This is a genomic window from Arthrobacter sp. TMT4-20 (assembly GCF_054510775.1).
In genome coordinates, this window is the sequence record NZ_JBTNDW010000008.1 from 17,459 (window position 1) to 35,159 (window position 17,701).

A 17,701-nucleotide genomic window follows, 5' to 3' on the forward strand; every position below is an offset into this window, starting at 1 on the left:
CATGCTGGATGCCACAACAATTGAAGCCATCGCGGATGAGCTGGTCGAAGCCGGGCGCAGCCGCACCCCGGTTCCGCGGCTGACGGCCCGCTATCCGGACATGACCGTTGAGGACGCCTACGCGGTGCAGCTGCTGTGGCGTCAACGCAACGAGGCTGCCGGGCGAACGCTGGTGGGGCGCAAGATCGGCCTCACCTCGAAGGCCATGCAGGCGGCCACCGGCATCACCGAACCCGATTACGGAGCCATCTTCGACGATATGGTGCTGGACACCGGCTGCTCGGTGGACTGGGATCGGTACACCCATCCGCGGGTCGAAGTGGAACTGGCGTTTGTGTTGAAGCAGGATCTGTCGGGACCAGGGTGCACCATCTTCGACGTACTGAATGCCACCGACTACGTGGTCCCCGCCCTTGAAATCCTGGATTCCCGGATCGAGATGGAGGGTAGGACCATCGTTGACACCATTTCGGACAACGCGGCGATGGGCGCCATGGTGGTGGGTGGTCGTCCGGTGAGGCCGGACGCCGTCGACCTCCGTTGGGTAGCCGCAATCCTTTACAAGAACCAGACGGTCGAGGAAACCGGCGTCGCAGCGGGAGTGCTCGACCACCCGGCGGCCGGTGTTCACTGGCTGGCCAACAAGATTGCGGCCCACGGTGACAGTATGAAGGCCGGTGACATCATCCTCGCCGGGTCCTTCACCCGCCCACTGTGGGTCAATAAGGGTGACACTATCCACGCCGACTACGGACCGCTGGGAGTAGTGACATGCCACTTCCACTAAATGACACGTTTCGTGTAGCGCTCGCCGGGGCCGATCGGCCGCTAACTGGCATGTGGGTGTGCTCGGGAAGCCCCTTGATCGCCGAGCTCTGCGCAGGAGCTGGCCTGGACTGGCTCCTCATCGACGCTGAGCACAGCCCAAATGGGCTGGAATCCATTCTTGCCCAGCTCCAGGCCGTTCACGGCTACCCAGTGCATGCAATGGTTCGTCCCCCGGTCAATGACACAGTGCTCATCAAGCAGTATCTGGACCTGGGGGTGCAGAATCTGCTGATCCCGATGGTCCACTCGGTGGCTGACGCTGAAGCAGCAGTTGCGGCTACCCGGTACCCGCCGGGTGGTGTGCGGGGTGTTGGATCGGCGCTGGCACGGGCTGCCCGCTGGAACCGGGTTCCCGATTATCTGGCCGTGGCTGATGAGACCATCAGCGTGACGGTACAGATCGAATCTACCGCCGCCGTCGCCGCCGTCGAGGCGATCCTTGCCGTTGACGGTGTTGACGCAATCTTCGTTGGCCCCTCGGACCTCGCTGCGTCCATGGGCGTGCTGGGCCAGCAGGAGCACCCCGAGGTGCGAGCCGCCGTCGAACACTGTCTCGCAGCGGCACAGAAGGCTGGAAAACCTGCCGGAGTGAACGCCTTCAACCCCGCTACCGCACGCCACTATCTGGATGTCGGAGCCAGTTTCATCCTGGTGGGTGCCGACGTCGCCCTGCTGGCTCGTGGGTCGGAGGCACTGGCTGCCCAGTTCATTCCGGCGCCCGACGACGATTCGCCCGCAAGCTACTGACCTCCCGTGGGTTAGTGTGATCAGATGTCCGAGCCCCAGCCCAGCGTCCTCACCGTCGGCTTTGTCCCCGGTGTGACACCCGGGAAATGGGTCAGCCGGTGGCGCGACAGGTTTCCAGCAAAACCACTGGAAACCCGTGAGTATGAAGCCGCCAGCCAAGAGGAGGCTCTGCGCGCAGGCACGGTTGATCTCGGTTTCGTCCGTCTCCCGGTGGACCGCGAAGGCCTCAGCGTGATTCCCCTCTATGAGGAGCAGCCGGTGGTGGTGGCGGGCAAGGACCACGAATTGTCACTGTTCGACGAGGTTCCCCTCGCCGAACTGGCCGCCGAGAACCACCTTGATGTGATTGCCAATGGTGGCGAGAAGGCCACCATTGAACTCGCGGCAACGGGTGCCGGTGTGGTGATTGTGCCCATGTCGATTGCACGCCTCTACGCCCGCAAAGACGCGGTCCACCGGCCCGTTCTCGATGTTCCGGCCACCACAATTGCCGTGGCCTGGCTTTCAGAGAACACCGCCGAGGACATCGAAGAGTTCATCGGCATCGTCAGGGGGCGCACTGAACGAAGCTCGCGGCAGCCCTCGGCCAAGGAACCTGAGAAAAAGGAAAAGAAGGCGCAAAAGGCGGCAAGCAAAAAGCAACCGTCCGCGCGTTCCTCAAAGCCCACGCAGAAAGCCGGTGGGCCCAAGAAGCCGGCAGCTGGGGGTAAGAAGCAGAACCCGCGCGGCCGGAAGCCCGGCGCCGGTGGGCGTGGCCGCCGCTAGACGTCAACACCCCCTAGCCAGCATCCCCGTTGCCCTTTCCATCCCGTACCCCTTCCTTCGCCGAGACGGTAGATCCGGTGAGCTAAAGGGCGAACAGGTCGCCACATCTCACGGTTTGGCGGGTGGTAGCGGGCGGTCCGGGACTGGGTCTGCGGTGCCTGAATTCCGGTGTCGAAAAATAGTTGAAAAAAGTTTTCCTGGGGGCCCTGAATGGGGCCCTATTTTGTCATTACTGTCAGTGCTCGATGATGGAATGGAGGTATGAAAAGCAGTAAAGCCTCTGCTACCGGATCGGCATTATTCCCCGATTCCGGCCCTGAGTTTGGCTCCGATTCTGGCTCCGATTCCGCTTCTGATAGCGGGTCCGCGAACACTGCCTCGGGCGCCTCGGGCGCCTCGGGCGCCTCGGGTGCCTCGGGTGGGTATGGTCCGGGTGGTCCGCTCAGCGTTGACGCGTTCTGGGAGGCACCTCAAGCCGACGGGCCCGATAAGCCCGGTCCGGTATTTGGTTCGGGTGGGCGGGTGCGTTCCAGTGCGGAATCGCCGGCCTTGACCGGCCAACTCGGGTTGGCTGCGGTGGCGGGTCTGGACTCTGCTCAGACGGTGGACGCGTTGAAGGACGTCGCTGAGCTGAGGTCCTGGCTTGATGCGCAGGAAGCCAAGTTAGCTACCCGGGCGTTGGACCTTCAGGCCGAGCAGATCCACGGCGGCCGTGGGGCCTTTGGATTTGATAAGCCCCTCGCCGCGGCGGAGGTCGGTGCCGCGTTGCATTTGCCGGAACGTACCGCGGGGTCCTTGATCGAACACAGCACCCTGCTGGTCCGGCATTACCCTTCCACCCTTCATGCTTTGGAAGCTGGCCGGTTTTCCCGTCGCCACGCGTGGGCTGTGGTGGAGGAAGTCACCAGCATCCCCCATACCTTCGCGGCGGCGTCGGCGGCGTTTGAGGACCGGCTTATTACGATGGCCGGGAAGATGACGGTTTCGAAGTTCTATTACCAGGCAGTGAGGCTTCGGGAGAGGCTGCACCCCGAGTCGATCAGCACCCGCCGTCAAAAGGCAGTCCTGGGCCGGTTAGTGCAGCTGAGTCCTGACTACGACGGGATGGCGTGGCTCGAAGCCTACCTACCCACCGACCAGGCTGCCGGGATTTTCCACCGGGTCGATACCGCAGCCCGGGCCTTGCAGGGCCCGGACGAGGCCAGGACTCTCACCCAGCTCAGGGCCGATGTTCTGGTGGACGTCCTCACCAGCGCCGGACCCACCGGCGATCATGAAACGGGCGCCGAGGACAACGGCGGCAACGATGGCAAGAGCGGCAGCAAATCGACCGGGTCCAGCAGCCCCAGTCAGCCGCGGGAGGCCGGCACGTTTTGGGGTGTGCAGGCGAAGGTGTTCGTCACGGTCCCGGTGATGACTCTCCTCGGCGGGGACACCCCGGGTGAGTTGGAAGGCTACGGTCCGATTGATCCCGAGACGGCCCGGAAGCTCGCCGGGCACGCACCATCGTTCACCAGGATCCTCACCCACCCCTTTACCGGGGCCAGGCTGGGCGCTGATGCGACCACGTATCGGGTCCCGCAGGACCTGAAGGATGCGGTCCGGGTCAGGGATGGGACGTGTCGGCATCCGGGGTGTAACCGGTTGGCGGTGTTCTGCGAACTCGACCACACCACCCCCTGGTCCCAAGGAGGCAAGACCAGCTACGGGAACCTGGCGGCCCTGTGTAAACGTCACCACATGTTCAAAACCGAAGGCTACTGGCACTACCAACAACCCGAGCCCGGGACCATCATCGCGATCTCGCCTGCCGGTGAAACCTACCTCACCACAGCCGACCCACCACCAGCACCACCACCCGACATACCTCCGCCCTTCTAGTGATCTGCTGCGGCTAGCGACGCCTGTCGGTAAAGGCACAGTGGCGACGACCTTTTTGCCCACACGCGCTGCCCGCACGCGGGTCCAGACCCCACCGCTCAACTGTGAGATCGGGCGACCCGCGACGCTCCAGGCCCGCCACGCTTTAAGCTCGCCAGGCCGCCAGACTAATCAATCGGCGGTAAGGCGGCAAGACGGACGAGGACGGGCTCAGACCGGTCAGGATGGGTAGGCGTTGGTGGGACTACCCGCTGAACGGATAATTTCGGCATATCTGTGGAAGGACGCCCGTGGTACCCGTTCCAGCGTCGCTGGCTCCAGCCGCACCAGACCAAACTTCTTGGTGTACCCCTCCTGCCACTCCCAGTTATCCAGCAAGGTCCAGTGGAAGTAACCCCTTACATCAATTCCAGCCGCGATCGCCTCTCCGACGGCGGCGAGATGCTGCTCCAGAAAGTCGATCCGGCGGGTGTCCTGCAGCGCGCCCCCTGATCCCTGAAGCCCACCCTGCGGGCCGTCGTCGTAAGCGCAACCATTTTCGGTGATGTACACCGGGGGCAGCCGGGGATAGGCGGCTTTCAGTTGCTTAAGAATTCTGAGCAGGCTGGCGGGCATCACCGGCCAGCCAAAGTCGGTGACCGGCACTCCCACAAACTCTTTGGGAGCGAACGGCACCGGATAAAACGGGGGAGCCGCACCCACCCGGGTCGGAAAATAATAGTTGACGCCGTAGAAGTCCAGGGGGGTGGAGATGATCTCCATGTCACCGTCGTGGATCACCTCAAAGGAGATTCCGTCCACCTCCTCGAGTTCCGGTGGATACCTGCCGGTCAGGACCGGCCCAGCGAACTGGCCGTTGTGATACTGGTCGTAAAGGACCGCAAGACGCGCGTCCCGGTCTGAGCCGGTGGCTGGCTGCACCGGCGAATGATTGTTCACGATACCCACCGGCGAGGAAAGGGTCTCCCTAAGGGTACGCACGGCGTTACCGTGAGCCAGGAGAAGATGATGCGCCACGACGAAGGCACTGCCCAGCATCATCAGTCCCGGCGCGGCACGGCCAATTGCGTGCCCGACGCCGGTGTGGACCACCGGCTCGTTGACGGTCATCCAGGCCGCTACCTTGTCGCCGAACTCATCCCGAAGAATCCGGGTGTAGTCGGCGAACGCATCAACGGTGTCGCGGTTCTGCCACCCGCCAGCGTCCTGCAACGCCTGGGGCAGGTCCCAGTGATAAATGGTCACCCACGGCTGAATACCACGGTCCAGGAGGGCATCGAGGAGCCGGTGGTAGAAGGCGACACCCTCGGGGTTGGCCGGTCCGCGTCCGAGGGGTTGAATACGTGGCCACGCGATTGACATCCGATACGCCTGCCCACCCAACTCCCTGAGCAGGTCAAAATCCTCCGCATACCGGTGGTAATGGTCGCAGGCAATGGCCGCACTCGACGCATCCAGGATGTTCTTGTGAGTCCTGGCGTACGCGTCCCAAATACTCTCACCGCGGCCACCCTCGTGGACGCCACCCTCAATCTGGGCTGCGGCCGTCGCCGTCCCAAACACAAACCCGGGCGGCAATCCAAAGCTGGTCACGGTGCGCTCCTTTATGGGCTTTCAGCCTGATCCCTTCACCTAAATCCCACTGACCCCGATGCGTCAATGCCTTGACGCTGTGAACTTGCTGGCTGGCTGCAGAGAGGCAGGGAGGTAGTGTGCTGGATATGCGCATCAACCCCACCCCCGACCACCCCGGCGCACAGGCAATGATCCCCTCGAATGTCCCAGACACGGCACGGGTGTCAGCCCGGTTTGCGAACCCCGCACAGCTTGGTCCGGCGGGCCCGCTGAAGCCCGGGTGGGGACTCTGGCAGGCCGCAGTGGGATTGCTTCTGGTGTTGGCCCTTCCCCTGGGCGGCACGCTAGCGCTCTCTTCGGTGCTCAGCTTCGGGCCTGAACTAGTCTTCGTTTCACTTTGTTTCACCTGGCTTGCCCTGCTGGGGAGCAGTGTTCTGGCCTCAAGGGTGTGGGGATTTGGTTCGCTTGCCAGGGACTTCGGTCTGAGATTCAAATGGATTGACCTGGCCATAGGACTCGGAGTTGGCATCGCGGCCCGCTTTATCCTGGCATTAGTTCAGGTGATCATGACTCTGCTCTGGCCGCTGGGCGAGGGCGAGGTGCTGCAAGGCAACGCGGAAATCTTTCTCACTGGCGACAGCGGTTGGATCTTTGTGAACGCAGTCCTCGGCGGAGCCCTCATTGCGCCTTTCCTTGAGGAACTCTTCAGCCGCGGCCTGGTCCTGCGAGCTGTGCAGAACGCATGGTGGCTGAAAGGCTCAGCGAAGGGCCGGGTCTCGACCGCGACTCCGCAGCGGTCGTTGACGACTGCAACGGTTGTGGCGATCCTGGTCAGTTCCCTCGCCTTCGGCCTCTTGCACACCGGCGCGGTAGGGGACCTAAGGTCGTCGATCTATCTCCTCGTCGGCACGTTTACGGTTGGGGTGATCTGCGGATTCCTAACCGTCTGGACCGGCCGTCTGGGGCCAGCAATCGTAACCCACGTCGTTTTCAACGGAACAGCCATCGGCCTGCTTCTGGCGCTTCCGCCGGAACTGCTCCCCTAGGAATTTTCGGCTACAACCCACGCCGCCACCGTCGACAGGAAACCAATATGCAGTTTAAGGAATATTCAACCATCCAGGCTAGCTACGCTCAGTCGGTGGTAACGATCACCCTCAATCGGCCCGAGGCGCTGAACGCCCTCTCCACCCAGGTCGTCGATGATCTGCACCATCTTCTGAACGTTCTCGAAGGGGAATTCAGGAACGACCACGGCTGGCAGGTCCGCGGGGTCGTGATCACCGGCGCGGGGGAGAAGGCATTTGCCGCTGGGGCCGACATCCGTGAAATGACAGTCATGACACCCGGCCAGGCGTGGGACTACAGCACCAGGATGCAGGCACTCACGCTCCGGCTCGAGTCGCTCCCGGTGCCCGTAATTGCAGCGGTCAACGGATTCGCCCTGGGCGGGGGATGCGAGCTGGCGCTGGCCTGCGACTTCATCTATGCCACAGAATCAGCTTCGTTTGGGCAACCCGAAGTGAGCCTGGGCCTGGTTCCCGGATTTGGCGGTTCAGTGAGATTGCAGCAGCGGGTGGGACCGTCCCAGGCCAGGGAACTGTTGTTCACTGGGCGGCGCATCAGGGCCGAACAGGCTCAACGCCTTGGTTTGGTCAACGCGGTTTTTGGTGATCGGGAAGCGTTGCTGGCCGCGGCTGGGAAAACTATCGCCGAAATCGCCGGGCACTCTCCCACCGCAATCGCAGCGGTCAAGGAAACAATGGCCCACGTTGAAGGCCGGCCCACCTCCGACGGACTGGCGATCGAGGCTGATTCATTCAAGCAGGCGTTCACCACGTCAGACATGCGCGAAGGAACCCGGGCGTTCCTTGCCAAAGAAAAACCTGCCTTCCCCGGTAACTAATCGGGGAAGGCAGGTTTGCTGTACCAGGGCTTTGCTGGACGAAGACTTTACTGAACTAGGCCTTTGCAGGCTGGGTAACCGTTGCGGTCGGTTCCATGTTCTCTGCGTCAACCATCCAGGCGTACTGCTCAAGCTTCTCAATGAAGGCGTGCAGAATGTCGGCGGTGGTGGGGTCTTCCTCGTCGATCTGGTCATGCACGTCGCGCATGGTCTTTACCGTGCCTTCGAGCATGGCAACAACCATGGTGACCGTGTCTTTGGTGGAGACCAGACCGGCCGGGAACTGGTTGAGGGTGGTGCCCTTCGCTACCGAACCGCTCCGGCCATCAGGAACGGCGTGCAGGGCGCGCATACGCTCGGCCATCTGATCGGCAAACAGGCGGGCGTCGTCGATGATCTCGTCCAGCTGCAGGTGCATGTCGCGGAAGTTCTTGCCGACGACGTTCCAGTGCGCCTGCTTGCCCTGTAGGTGCAGCTCGATGAGCTCAACCAGCACGGCCTGCATGTTGTCAGTCAGTGTTTTGGAAGCCTTCATGTTTTTCCTCCTGTGGGTAGAACCTGCCCTCCCCCGGTGCTGGGAAAGCGCCGGGTGCGAGGTTTGGATCAATCTTCAGCCTAGACCGCGGATGTTGTTGAAATCCAGCGGCAAGGAATACAATCAGTTTACTTAGTAGTTCACTGATTGTGGAACTTACAGGAGGAACCATATGACGACAGTCCAGGAATCCATCGACGTAGCAGTACCCGTGAGTACTGCCTACAACCAGTGGACGCAGTTCGAAACCTTCCCCCAGTTCATGGGCGGGGTGGAATCGATCACCCAGACATCTGACACTCGTAGTCACTGGGTCACCAAGATCGGCGGTGTGGAACGAGAGTTCGACACCGAAATCACCGAGCAGCACCCCGATGAGCGAATTGCCTGGAAGAGCGTCGACGGAAAGTCCCACGCAGGAGTGGTGACTTTCCACCGGATTGACGACACCACCTCCCGTGTTGCTGTCCAGTTGGACTGGCATCCAGAGACCTTCACCGAAAAGATTGGCTCGGTAGTCAACGCCGACAATCGGCAGGTGAAATCCGATCTCCAGCGTTTCAAGGAGTTCATCGAAAGCAACAACTCCGAGACAGGGGCCTGGCGCGGTGACATTGACGCGCCACCGTCGGGGACCTCGACGGCCGCAGCCGGAGCAGCGGATCTCAGTGATCCGTCACTGGACGATCCCGAGTCGGGTGGCCCGCGCGCAACCGTCGCGCCGAGCTAGCCGGGACTCACGTTAGAAAGCTTCGGCCGGAACTCCGCATAAGTGGAGGTCCGGCCGAAGCCGTCTAATGGGATTGACCTAGTCGCGGACCGTAATCCCGGCAATCGCCTCAGTTGCGCGTTCGGAGAGCTGGGCGGAAATGGGTGAGCTTTTCGCCGATTCTGCGGCAGCCTCCTGACCCTCGGGGCTAACCACGTAGGTGCCGAACTCCTTGATGAGTCCGACCGTTGTCTCGTCCGGGTACGAAGTGCAGAAGACGTGATAGGACACCAGGATCAGCGGGTAGACGTCCGCTTTGGTGGTGGTCCGGTCGAGGGTCAGCGCAATGTCGTAGCTGGGCCGGCCTTCGACCGGAGTGGCGATGTCGACGGCGGCGGCTGCCGCTTCGGTGCTGACCGGCACGTATTCGTTTCCCACCAGCAGGTTCGCCCTTCCCAGCGGTGGGCCAACAGCTGAATCGTCAGCGTAGGTGATTGCCCCCTCGGTGCCGGCGACGGTGCTTACAACACCGGCGTTGCCCTTGGAGTTCTCGTTCCCGAGCTTACTGGGCCACGTGCCATCCGCTTCGAAGGTCCATTGGTCCGGAACGGTCTCGTGGAGGTAGTCGGTGAAGTTCTCTGTGGTTCCCGAATCGTCCGACCGGCTGACCGGGGTAATCCGGAGGTCCGGTAGATCGACGTCGGTATTCTGTCCGGCAATGGCTGGATCATTCCAGTTGTCGATGTCGCCCAGGAAAATGCTGGCGATGGTTGGTGCATCCAGGTTTAGCTCGGTGAGCCCAGGAAGGTTGAACGTGACACTGATCGGCGATACGTAGGCCGGAATATTGAACGCGCCGTCTGGGCCGCAGGCCTCAGCGGATTCGGCGATTTCCTCGTCATTGAGGTAAGCATCCGAGCCGGCGAACTGCACTGCTCCGGCAAGTAGCGCCCCCCGCCCCGCACCGGAGCCGTCGGGGGAATACTGCAATTGCGCCTGGGAGTGAAGGGTGCCGAAACCTGATATCCAGCCGTCCATTGCTGGACCCTGCGCCGAGGATCCGGCGCCAGTGATGGTGCCTCGAAGGTCTGAGTTGGCACGCTGGGCTGCGGCTTCCTGCTCGGGGCCCAGGGGATAGTCGGACCCGCAGGCGGTGAGTGAGAGGCCGAGGACGGCGGTGGCAAGGAGGGCAAGGCGACGCGTGGGGTGAGGCAGCACCTAATTTACGATACAGGTGAACAGTGGGTGAACGAATTGGGCAGGTTCCAGCGTCAGGTGCCCTTAGTGAGGTCGCGGGTGGCGGGGCCTTCCAGCAAGGTTCCCTCTGCCGTGAATCGTGACCCGTGCAGGGGGCAATCCCAGGACTTCTCGGCGTCGTTCCAACCCAGAACACCGCCCAGATGAGGGCAGACTGCCGAAACCCGGTGGGTGACGCCGTCGACCACGCAGACCCCCTCGGGGCGAGCACCGTTGCGGACCACCACACCTTGACCCTCCGGTGGGCTGACGGTGCTGGTCCGCGCCAGGCCACCAAGCCAACCGTTCAGGAGTTCCAGTCCGGCACCGGCGTTTGTCTTGACCGTACTGAGGGCGTCCTGCCGGGCGACGCGGGTGGCATACAGTTTGTTGGCCCAGGGCATGTGGCCGCCGAGAATTTCGGCCGATAAGGCCAAGGCCGCCGCGACGGCGTTGGTCATGCCCCACTTGTTGTAGCCGGTAGCTGCGTAAATGTTGTGTCGACTCAGTGGGAGCTTGCCCACATAGGGTACGGCTGATGCGGGTTCGTAGTCCTGGGCCGACCAGTGATGAACCGGCTTCACCGACGGAAAGTGTTGCTGGGTCCAACGCACCAGATCATCGACCAGGGCTTGCGTATGGGTTTCGCGGCCGACGCGGTGGCCATTGCCCCCAGCGATCAGGTACGTCCTTCCATCGACGACGGCGGTGCGCAGGGAGCGTGTCGGTCCGTCGATGGACAGGAACATCTCATCCATACCCTCAAGGGTCTGACCCTCAACGGCAAAAGCAACGGCATAGGACCGCTGAGGGGTGAGGACTGAGAAGTGTCCGCCGCGATCGAGAATGGGGGTGCCTGTTGCCAGGATCAAGTGCTCAGCCCACACCGTTCCGCGAGGGGTTTTGACCTCAATTTTGTCTCCCTTCAATTTTCCGGTGCTAATCCCCTCCACCCGGACTCCTTCAATCAGGTGGCCGCCATGAGACCTGAAGTCAGCAGCTAGTCCAGCCAAACCCTGCAGGGGATGAAACTGTGCTTGCCCCGGGAGGCGGAGGCTACCAGTAACGGCGAACGGCAGGGAGGAGGCGTCCTGCAGCACCGGGGTCAGCCCCGCCGCGAGGCACGCCTCATGTTCGGCTTTCAGCGCAGCAGCACCAGTGTCGGTGACGGAGTAGGTGACCGCGTCCCGAGTGTCGAACGGAATGCCGTGCTCGCGGAAGAACCGCAACAACCAGGATTGCCCTTCAAGGTTGCCGGTGACGTAGTGGCGGGCTGTCTCGGCGTCATGGTGCCGGATAATAGAGGAGAGTTGGGTCCCCTGAAGGAGTGATATTTTGCCCGTGGTATTTCCGGTGGTGACATCCCCTGCGCGCCTTGCCTCCAGTACTGCTACCCGTTGGCCTGAGCGTGCCAGCAGCAGCGCGGTAATGATTCCGGTAAGCCCGGCCCCCACCACCACTGAGTCATAGGTGGCGCCGGGCATGAACGGGTCGGCCGGGAACTGCGGACGGGTTGCCTGCCAAAGGGATGTCATCGGATGCCTTCTGCCGTCGGGTAGTGGAACCTAAGCCCACTCCCAAAATCCGTTCCAGTCAAGGACCCGTAGATGTCCCGCGGTGTCTTCGACTACGGCAGGCACCGGATTGAGTAAGTATGCTGATTATCATGCCGCAAGATGAAGAGGATGATGTGACGACGCCGAAGCGGTCAGTACTTTTGGATAGCGGGTCAAACACCCAGGACACCCTTTACGAGAGCGCTGTCGCGGCGGCTGGCTCGGTGTCGCGGGCGCTCGCCCTTGCCGCCGAGCTTGGTGCGCGGACCCCATTGCCGGGCGGAGGATCCACACTGACCCTGTGGGAGACCTTGGCCACCATCGCAGCAGCCGACCTGTCGGTGGCGCGCACCATTGAACCTCACCTCGACGCGGTAGCCATCCTGCGGCAAGCCGAACTGTCAGTCGCAGCGGGAACCTGGGGGGTCTTCGCCGCTGAGGCGCCCGGGCACCGCCTGGAAGCGCACCACTCTTTCAACAACGACGGCGACTGGCAGCTGACCGGGCGGAAACCCTGGTGCTCTTTGGCGGGCAATCTGGACTACGCGATCGTGACGGCCCATGTCCCGGATGGCGAACGGCGCGCCTTCAGCGTAGACCTGCGCCAACCGACGGTTCAGGCTATCCGCGGTACCTGGGTTAGCCGTGGGCTGGCAGCGGTGGACAGCGGCCCCATTGACTTCGATGCGGCATCAGCCCGCCCCGTAGGTGCCGACAACTGGTATTTGCAGCGCGACGGGTTTGCCTGGGGAGGGCTCGGGGTGGCTGCCTGTTGGTATGGGGGAGCGGTCGGCATTGCGCGGCGGTTACTGCGCTCAGTGGGGGAACGAACCCCCGATCAGGTAGCGCTGATGTATCTCGGAGAGGTGGACCGTCACCTGTACGCCGCGCGGGGGGCGCTCGCGGCGGCTGCAACCGACATTGACGCGGGTCGGGCCCACGGTGCCGCCGGGGCGCTGCTGGCTGCGCGGGTGAGGGGCGTTGTTGCCGACGCTGCCGAAGCAATCCTTCGGATGGTAGGCCACGGGCTCGGTCCGGCACCCCTGGCCCTGGAGGAAGACCACGCCCGGAGGGTGGCCGATCTGCAGGTATATCTCCGCCAGCACCACGCCGAACGGGACGCAGCAGCCCTGGGCCGCCAGCTCCAGAACACCGGAGTTGCACCGTGGTGACCTTTTCGCACGAGGACGCCGGAACGCCCGAGCACCGCTGGAGCCAGGACTGGCGCAGCGACGCCCGGCTCAGTATTGAGGCCCTTTTCGATGGGCGAATGCCGGAACGGGTGATAGTGGTTGCGGCTCACCCCGACGACGAGACGCTTGGGGCAGCCGGGCTGGTGCGACGCCTGGCCCGCGCCGGAGTTGCCACGGATATTGTGGTCGCCACCAACGGCGAAGCGTCCCACCCGAACTCCCCGACCCACACTGCTGTCCAGCTGGCCGAGTTGCGGCGGATTGAACTCGAGCAGGCCGTCGAATTGTTGGCACCGTCAGCACGGACGCACTTCCTCAACCTTCCCGACGGCGGGTTGGATGCCGAGGAGCTCACCGAACAGCTCCGCCGCATTGTTGCCGCCGGGGGGCGTCCGGGCGAACGCACCTTGCTGGTGGCCCCGTGGCGGGGGGACGGGCACGGGGATCACGAAGCTGGCGGTACGGCTGCGGCACAGCTGGCAGCGGAACTGAACCTTCCGCTGCTTGAGTACCCGGTGTGGCTGTGGCACTGGGCGACGCCGGATTCCTCCGAGGTGCCATGGAACCAGCTCGAAATCCTTGATCTTGCTGGCGATGAGCAAACCCTCAAACAGTCGGCCCTGCTCATGCATGCGAGCCAGACGGCGCCCCTGTCCGACGAGCCGGGAGACGAAGCACTGCTCGCCCCGGGGTTCCTGGACCACTTCGCCCGCGGTTTTGAGACCTTCATCCCCACCCCATCATCGGGTGTGTTCGAACGGCTGCACGCCGACACCGACGATCCGTGGGGGCTCAAGGACCGCTTCTATGAACGACGAAAACGTTCAGTGGCTTTGGCGCTGTTACCGAGGGAACGGTTTGCGGCTTCACTCGAACTGGGTTGTTCAATCGGTATACTCTCCGCCGAGCTCGCCGCGCGCACGGATTCCCTCCTTGCCCTGGATATCAGTCCAACGGCGGTGGCGGCTACGCAGGAACGGTTGAGCGATTACCCCGAGGCGACTGCCCGGGTTGCGTCCGTGCCACGGGATTGGCCCTCGGGGCAATTCGACCTGATCGTAATCTCCGAGGTGGGCTACTTCCTCAGCCGGGCACAATTGCTGGATGTCGTGGCACGTGCGGTCGCATCGCTGGCAGCCGACGGGGTCATTCTCCTGTGCCACTGGCGGCACCCAATAGATGGCTGGGAACTGGATGGGGACACCGTCCACGAACTATTTCGTTCAGCCTCGTCACTAGCTGTTTTTGCAGAACACCGCGAAGAGGATTTCCGCATCGACCTTCTGGTGCGGCCACCGGCGGTGTCGGTGGCCAGAGCGACCGGTGTCTTGTGAAGGCGTCGTCCGTGCCAGCGGCGGTGGCGGTCGTCGTCCCGGCCCGGAACGAGGAGGAGAGCCTGCCGCGGTGCCTGGCCGCCCTCGATGAGGCGGGCAGGGCGCTCGCCGACGCGTACCCGTCAGTCGCCCTGTCCGTCACCGTGGTCCTGGACGGATGTACCGACGCTTCGGCACGGGTGGTGGCCGAGTATCCAGTTGCCCAGCCTCTGGCAGTTGACTTCGCCTCGGTGGGATTGGCACGTAGGGCCGGGGTCGCCCACGCGGTGGCTCAGCTCGGCCAGCCAGCCAGCCAGATCTGGGTGGCGAACACCGACGCCGACACTGAGGTGCCCGGGCAGTGGCTCGTCGAGCAGTGCCGGCTGGCCGCCTCGGGGGTGGAACTGATCCTGGGGACGGTGGTTCCCAACCCGGTAGGCCTGGATGCCGCGCTGGAGCGCGCCTGGCATGCCGCTCACCCGCTCGACGACGGCCACGACTACGTTCACGGCGCGAACCTGGGATTCCGGGCGGACAGCTACCTGGCGGTCGGTGGTTTCGCTGCCCTAGACATCCATGAGGATGCAGATCTGATCGCTCGGCTGAAATCGCTGGGGGTGAGGTGGGCTGCGGTGGACTCCATCAGGGCCACGACATCCGCCAGGACAACGGGCCGGACACCCGGCGGGTTCGCCGGCTATTTGCGGGACCTTCCCCTGTAACCAGGGAAAGCGGAGCGAACAGGACGTTCGGGATCAGTCAGCCCGTTTGAGCCGGTATCCGTCTTCGCAATGGATGAGGCGGCGGCCAGCACCTTCGTTGAGTTGAATCCACAACACCGAGGCGTCGTCGGTGCGCATCTCGACAACCCCCGCTACGGGCCCATCGCTGTCGTGATTGAACGCGACCCGCTGCCCACGGCGGAGGGTGGACCAGTCCGAGATGCCCTCGCGGGACGGAGACGAAGTTTCCATGGTCGGTGGGTCCTTTCAATACGGAAAGCTAATGCCTTCAACGTACTGCGCCTGTCTGAACGGCAAGTGAATGCCACCTGAGTGTTCGGGGTGGCTCCTGGCACCCGGGCATGGAACGTCAGACTGCGCGCCACTTACCGCTGGTCAGGTGGGAACCGGCCTGCGGGCCCATCTGGAGCATGCCGCCGTCGACGACCCAGGAGGCGCCGTTGACGTAACTCGACGCCGGTGATGCCAGGAACGCGATCACTGCCGCGACTTCCTCCGATGCACCGGGGCGGCCCACGGGGATACCCGGGCGGTCAATGTCGTGGGGATCCTTGTCCTCGGCATCGTTCATTGCCGTAGCAATTTCGCCAGGCAGGACCGCGTTCGCGGTAATGCCCTGATCGCCCAGCTCCAGGGCGATCGTCTTGATTAACCCGCCGAGACCGTGTTTTGACGCATCGTAGGCTGCGGAGCCCACGCGCGGCTGTTCCTGGTGAACGCTGGTGACGGCAATGATCCTGCCGCCGTTCCCGGCGGAAATCATTTGTGCCGCCGCACGCTGGATGCAGACAAATGCGCCATCCAGGTTGGCTGCCAGGGTGCCGCGCCATTCGTCATAGCTGGTATCCATGAAGGGGGTTCCGCCGTTGACACCAGCGTTGTTCACGAACACGTCAAGTCCACCGAGGTCACTGATCATCTGGTCCACCACATCGCCGCAGGCTGGCGCATCAGTGGTGTCCAACCGGGTCACCACCGCTTTACGGCCAAACTCACGGACTAACCGCGCGGTCTCGTTGGCACCGTCCTCATCGGAGTGCCAGGTGATACCGACATCACAACCTGCCTCAGCGAGGGCCAGGGCCGTGGCCCGGCCAATGCCCGAGTCGGATCCGGTGACTATTGCAGTGCTGGGTGTGTAGGCCATCACCCCATCCTTCCGAGGAAGGACCCTGGAAAGCAAGTGTGCTGACCTTCTTAGGGCATAAAATCCGGGTTGTAGACCTAAAACTCGGCTGTTGACACAAATCCGGCCTGTTGACACAAAACCGGCCCCCCGCGTTGGCGGAGAGCCGGTGGTGGTGCCTGCGCGGGGCCTTGATCCCCGGGCCTTCCGCGTGTGAAGCGGATGCTCTACCAGACTGAGCTACACAGGCGCGCGCCCAACCCAGACGCGGTCGGACAGTTGCCAGTTTAGGCCATACCCGGGCTGGAAAAAATTCGGCCGCTTGAACCATGGTGACCGTGGTCCCTATTCCCTGCCGCCCGGCCGAACAGTCAGTTCGCTACAAGATCCCTCGGCGAGCCCCCATCGTCTGCTGCGTGGGTTACCCCAGGGTGAGGCTGCGGGCTAACGCCGTGCCAGCCAGCCGAGGGTCAAGCCGCCCAGGGTGCGGCGGAATCCGCTCTCACCGCGGGTCAGCTCAAGCACTGCCCACAGTCCGAGGCACACCCGGCTGAGAGTCAGCAATAGCCGCTTGTTTCCGTCCTGCTGCGCCAGGAGGGAAGCGAGGCCGAAGACCGTCCACCCGAGGACCGGCGCGTTGGGTGCCTGCACGATGGTCTGCTCGCCACGCGAATTGGTGAAGAAGCTGGGCAGAAGTGAGGACGAGGTGGCCATCAGGCGCCTTTCGATTTTGTTTTGGCTGGTGCTGAGGACCCTTTGGATGCCGGTTTTTTCTGATCGGACGGCGTGCCCTTTTTCTCACGGTTCTTCTCGACGCTCCGCCGGAGTGCCTCCATGAGGTCGAGGACTTTGCCACCGCCCTCGTCGTCGTCGGATTCCCCGAAAGTTTCCTCAGTGTCGAGGGCTTCCCCCTTCTCAAGTTTCGCCTCGATCAGAGTGCGCAGCTGTTCCTGATACTCATCGGTGAAGTTCTCAGGATCGAAATCGGTCGAGAAGGAATCCACCAGCGCAGCCGACATTTCCTTCTCCTTGGCCGAGATCCGTACCCGCTCGTCAAGGGCGGGGAACTTGGCCTCGCGTACCTCGTCATCCCAGAGCAGCGACTGCAGCATCAGAACGTCCCCACGCACCCGCAGCGCACCGAGCCGGCTCTTCTGCCGCAGCGTGAACTGCACGATAGCCGTGCGGTCGGTCTCCTCAAGGGTGCGGCGCAGCAGCACATAGGCCTTGGTGGAACTGGAATCCGGCTCCAGAAAATAAGACCGGTCCAGCATGATCGGGTCTATCTGGTCGCTGGGCACAAACTCGACGACGCCGATTTCCCGGCTCTTCTCGACGGGAAGGGTCGCGAAGTCCTCGTCGGTGAGCACCACGGTGCGCTCGCCGTCGTCGTACGCCTTGTCGATGTTTTTGTATTCGACCACCTCCCCGCAGATCTCGCAGCGGCGCTGGTAGCGGATCCGGCCGCCGTCCTTGTCGTGGACCTGGTGGAGGCTGATGTCGTGGTCTTCGGTGGCGCTGTAGACCTTGACCGGCACATTGACCAGCCCAAAAGCGACGGCGCCCTTCCAGATGGCTCTCATGTACC

Annotated in this window: 18 protein-coding genes and 1 tRNA gene; 10 read left to right on the forward strand and 9 right to left on the reverse strand. The window is 63.1% G+C overall.

What is annotated here, in order from left to right; genetic code table 11:
* Window position 1 precedes the first annotated feature (1 nt).
* The 4 genes from hpaH (at window position 2) to ACX80Z_RS09165 (ending at window position 4,221) form a co-directional block, all read left to right on the forward strand.
* Window positions 2-787: a 2-oxo-hept-4-ene-1,7-dioate hydratase gene (gene hpaH, locus ACX80Z_RS09150; protein ID WP_459315621.1), complete on the forward strand. Its 786-nt coding sequence runs from the start codon at window positions 2-4 to the stop codon at window positions 785-787.
* A complete protein-coding gene (locus tag ACX80Z_RS09155) occupies window positions 772-1,575 on the forward strand; it encodes an HpcH/HpaI aldolase family protein (RefSeq protein WP_165802558.1) in 804 nt (267 codons plus the stop codon). Before hpaH ends, ACX80Z_RS09155 begins: the two co-directional genes overlap by 16 nt.
* A gap of 24 nt (window positions 1,576-1,599) precedes the next feature.
* Window positions 1,600-2,340, forward strand: a complete 741-nt coding sequence (locus ACX80Z_RS09160) for a LysR family substrate-binding domain-containing protein (protein ID WP_019482012.1) — start codon at window positions 1,600-1,602, stop codon at window positions 2,338-2,340.
* A gap of 261 nt (window positions 2,341-2,601) precedes the next feature.
* The gene (locus tag ACX80Z_RS09165; RefSeq protein ID WP_459315622.1) at window positions 2,602-4,221 is read left to right on the forward strand and encodes an HNH endonuclease signature motif containing protein; all 1,620 of its coding nucleotides are present in this window, start codon (window positions 2,602-2,604) and stop codon (window positions 4,219-4,221) included.
* A 219-nt stretch (window positions 4,222-4,440) separates the two neighbouring features.
* On the opposite strand, the gene ACX80Z_RS09170 is transcribed toward ACX80Z_RS09165, so the two are convergent.
* Window positions 4,441-5,814 (reverse strand): GH1 family beta-glucosidase, encoded by a 1,374-nt coding sequence (locus ACX80Z_RS09170; RefSeq protein ID WP_459315623.1) that lies wholly within the window; start codon window positions 5,812-5,814, stop codon window positions 4,441-4,443.
* Window positions 5,815-5,942: 128 nt separating this feature from the next.
* Between ACX80Z_RS09170 and ACX80Z_RS09175 the strand changes: the two genes are divergently transcribed.
* Window positions 5,943-6,842 (forward strand): CPBP family intramembrane glutamic endopeptidase, encoded by a 900-nt coding sequence (locus ACX80Z_RS09175; RefSeq protein ID WP_459315624.1) that lies wholly within the window; start codon window positions 5,943-5,945, stop codon window positions 6,840-6,842.
* 47 nt (window positions 6,843-6,889) lie between these two features.
* The gene (locus tag ACX80Z_RS09180) at window positions 6,890-7,702 is read left to right on the forward strand and encodes an enoyl-CoA hydratase/isomerase family protein (RefSeq protein WP_459315625.1); all 813 of its coding nucleotides are present in this window, start codon (window positions 6,890-6,892) and stop codon (window positions 7,700-7,702) included.
* 55 nt (window positions 7,703-7,757) lie between these two features.
* On the opposite strand, the gene ACX80Z_RS09185 is transcribed toward ACX80Z_RS09180, so the two are convergent.
* Window positions 7,758-8,237, reverse strand: a complete 480-nt coding sequence (locus tag ACX80Z_RS09185; RefSeq protein ID WP_019484051.1) for a Dps family protein — start codon at window positions 8,235-8,237, stop codon at window positions 7,758-7,760.
* A gap of 172 nt (window positions 8,238-8,409) precedes the next feature.
* Between ACX80Z_RS09185 and ACX80Z_RS09190 the strand changes: the two genes are divergently transcribed.
* Window positions 8,410-8,967 carry an SRPBCC family protein gene (locus ACX80Z_RS09190; protein ID WP_459315626.1) on the forward strand — a complete coding sequence of 186 codons (558 nt, stop codon included), beginning with the start codon at window positions 8,410-8,412 and terminating at the stop codon, window positions 8,965-8,967.
* 78 nt (window positions 8,968-9,045) lie between these two features.
* Here the strand turns inward: ACX80Z_RS09190 and ACX80Z_RS09195 are convergent, their stop codons facing one another.
* Window positions 9,046-10,164, reverse strand: a complete 1,119-nt coding sequence (locus tag ACX80Z_RS09195; RefSeq protein WP_459315627.1) for a phosphate ABC transporter substrate-binding protein PstS — start codon at window positions 10,162-10,164, stop codon at window positions 9,046-9,048.
* A 53-nt stretch (window positions 10,165-10,217) separates the two neighbouring features.
* The gene (locus tag ACX80Z_RS09200) at window positions 10,218-11,717 is read right to left on the reverse strand and encodes an FAD-dependent oxidoreductase (RefSeq protein WP_459315628.1); all 1,500 of its coding nucleotides are present in this window, start codon (window positions 11,715-11,717) and stop codon (window positions 10,218-10,220) included.
* A gap of 131 nt (window positions 11,718-11,848) precedes the next feature.
* Between ACX80Z_RS09200 and ACX80Z_RS09205 the strand changes: the two genes are divergently transcribed.
* From ACX80Z_RS09205 to ACX80Z_RS09215, 3 genes are read left to right on the forward strand one after another with little or no spacing between them, the layout of a single operon-like run.
* Complete coding sequence (locus tag ACX80Z_RS09205; RefSeq protein WP_459315629.1) at window positions 11,849-12,910, forward strand: acyl-CoA dehydrogenase; 1,062 nt, start codon at window positions 11,849-11,851, stop codon at window positions 12,908-12,910.
* Complete coding sequence (locus ACX80Z_RS09210; RefSeq protein WP_459315630.1) at window positions 12,907-14,265, forward strand: bifunctional PIG-L family deacetylase/class I SAM-dependent methyltransferase; 1,359 nt, start codon at window positions 12,907-12,909, stop codon at window positions 14,263-14,265. Before ACX80Z_RS09205 ends, ACX80Z_RS09210 begins: the two co-directional genes overlap by 4 nt.
* Window positions 14,266-14,276: 11 nt before the next feature.
* A complete protein-coding gene (locus ACX80Z_RS09215; protein WP_162148058.1) occupies window positions 14,277-14,966 on the forward strand; it encodes a glycosyltransferase family 2 protein in 690 nt (229 codons plus the stop codon).
* Window positions 14,967-14,999: 33 nt separating this feature from the next.
* On the opposite strand, the gene ACX80Z_RS09220 is transcribed toward ACX80Z_RS09215, so the two are convergent.
* The 5 genes from ACX80Z_RS09220 to ku form a co-directional block, all read right to left on the reverse strand.
* Window positions 15,000-15,218, reverse strand: coding sequence for a hypothetical protein (locus tag ACX80Z_RS09220; protein ID WP_019484043.1), 219 nt, complete (start codon window positions 15,216-15,218; stop codon window positions 15,000-15,002).
* 118 nt (window positions 15,219-15,336) lie between these two features.
* Window positions 15,337-16,134 (reverse strand): SDR family oxidoreductase, encoded by a 798-nt coding sequence (locus tag ACX80Z_RS09225; protein ID WP_024477135.1) that lies wholly within the window; start codon window positions 16,132-16,134, stop codon window positions 15,337-15,339.
* A gap of 152 nt (window positions 16,135-16,286) precedes the next feature.
* Window positions 16,287-16,363 (reverse strand) — tRNA-Val (locus ACX80Z_RS09230).
* Window positions 16,364-16,557: 194 nt separating this feature from the next.
* Entirely contained in the window at window positions 16,558-16,827 is a 270-nt protein-coding gene (locus ACX80Z_RS09235; protein WP_019484041.1) for a hypothetical protein, read from the reverse strand.
* Window positions 16,827-17,696 (reverse strand): non-homologous end joining protein Ku, encoded by an 870-nt coding sequence (gene ku / locus ACX80Z_RS09240; protein ID WP_019484040.1) that lies wholly within the window; start codon window positions 17,694-17,696, stop codon window positions 16,827-16,829. The genes ACX80Z_RS09235 and ku overlap by 1 nt, the downstream gene beginning before the upstream one ends.
* Window positions 17,697-17,701: the final 5 nt, after the last annotated feature.

Coding starts and splice junctions, on each gene's coding strand:
- ACX80Z_RS09190 (WP_459315626.1), top strand. CDS start 8,410: ATGACGACAGTCCAGGAATCCATCGACGTAGCAGTACCCGTGAGTACT.
- ACX80Z_RS09220 (WP_019484043.1), bottom strand. CDS start 15,218: ATGGAAACTTCGTCTCCGTCCCGCGAGGGCATCTCGGACTGGTCCACC.
- ku (WP_019484040.1), bottom strand. CDS start 17,696: ATGAGAGCCATCTGGAAGGGCGCCGTCGCTTTTGGGCTGGTCAATGTG.
- ACX80Z_RS09205 (WP_459315629.1), top strand. CDS start 11,849: ATGCCGCAAGATGAAGAGGATGATGTGACGACGCCGAAGCGGTCAGTA.
- ACX80Z_RS09160 (WP_019482012.1), top strand. CDS start 1,600: ATGTCCGAGCCCCAGCCCAGCGTCCTCACCGTCGGCTTTGTCCCCGGT.
- ACX80Z_RS09185 (WP_019484051.1), bottom strand. CDS start 8,237: ATGAAGGCTTCCAAAACACTGACTGACAACATGCAGGCCGTGCTGGTT.
- ACX80Z_RS09155 (WP_165802558.1), top strand. CDS start 772: ATGCCACTTCCACTAAATGACACGTTTCGTGTAGCGCTCGCCGGGGCC.
- ACX80Z_RS09225 (WP_024477135.1), bottom strand. CDS start 16,134: ATGGCCTACACACCCAGCACTGCAATAGTCACCGGATCCGACTCGGGC.
- ACX80Z_RS09235 (WP_019484041.1), bottom strand. CDS start 16,827: ATGGCCACCTCGTCCTCACTTCTGCCCAGCTTCTTCACCAATTCGCGT.
- ACX80Z_RS09165 (WP_459315622.1), top strand. CDS start 2,602: ATGAAAAGCAGTAAAGCCTCTGCTACCGGATCGGCATTATTCCCCGAT.
- ACX80Z_RS09200 (WP_459315628.1), bottom strand. CDS start 11,717: ATGACATCCCTTTGGCAGGCAACCCGTCCGCAGTTCCCGGCCGACCCG.
- ACX80Z_RS09175 (WP_459315624.1), top strand. CDS start 5,943: ATGCGCATCAACCCCACCCCCGACCACCCCGGCGCACAGGCAATGATC.
- hpaH (WP_459315621.1), top strand. CDS start 2: ATGCTGGATGCCACAACAATTGAAGCCATCGCGGATGAGCTGGTCGAA.
- ACX80Z_RS09180 (WP_459315625.1), top strand. CDS start 6,890: ATGCAGTTTAAGGAATATTCAACCATCCAGGCTAGCTACGCTCAGTCG.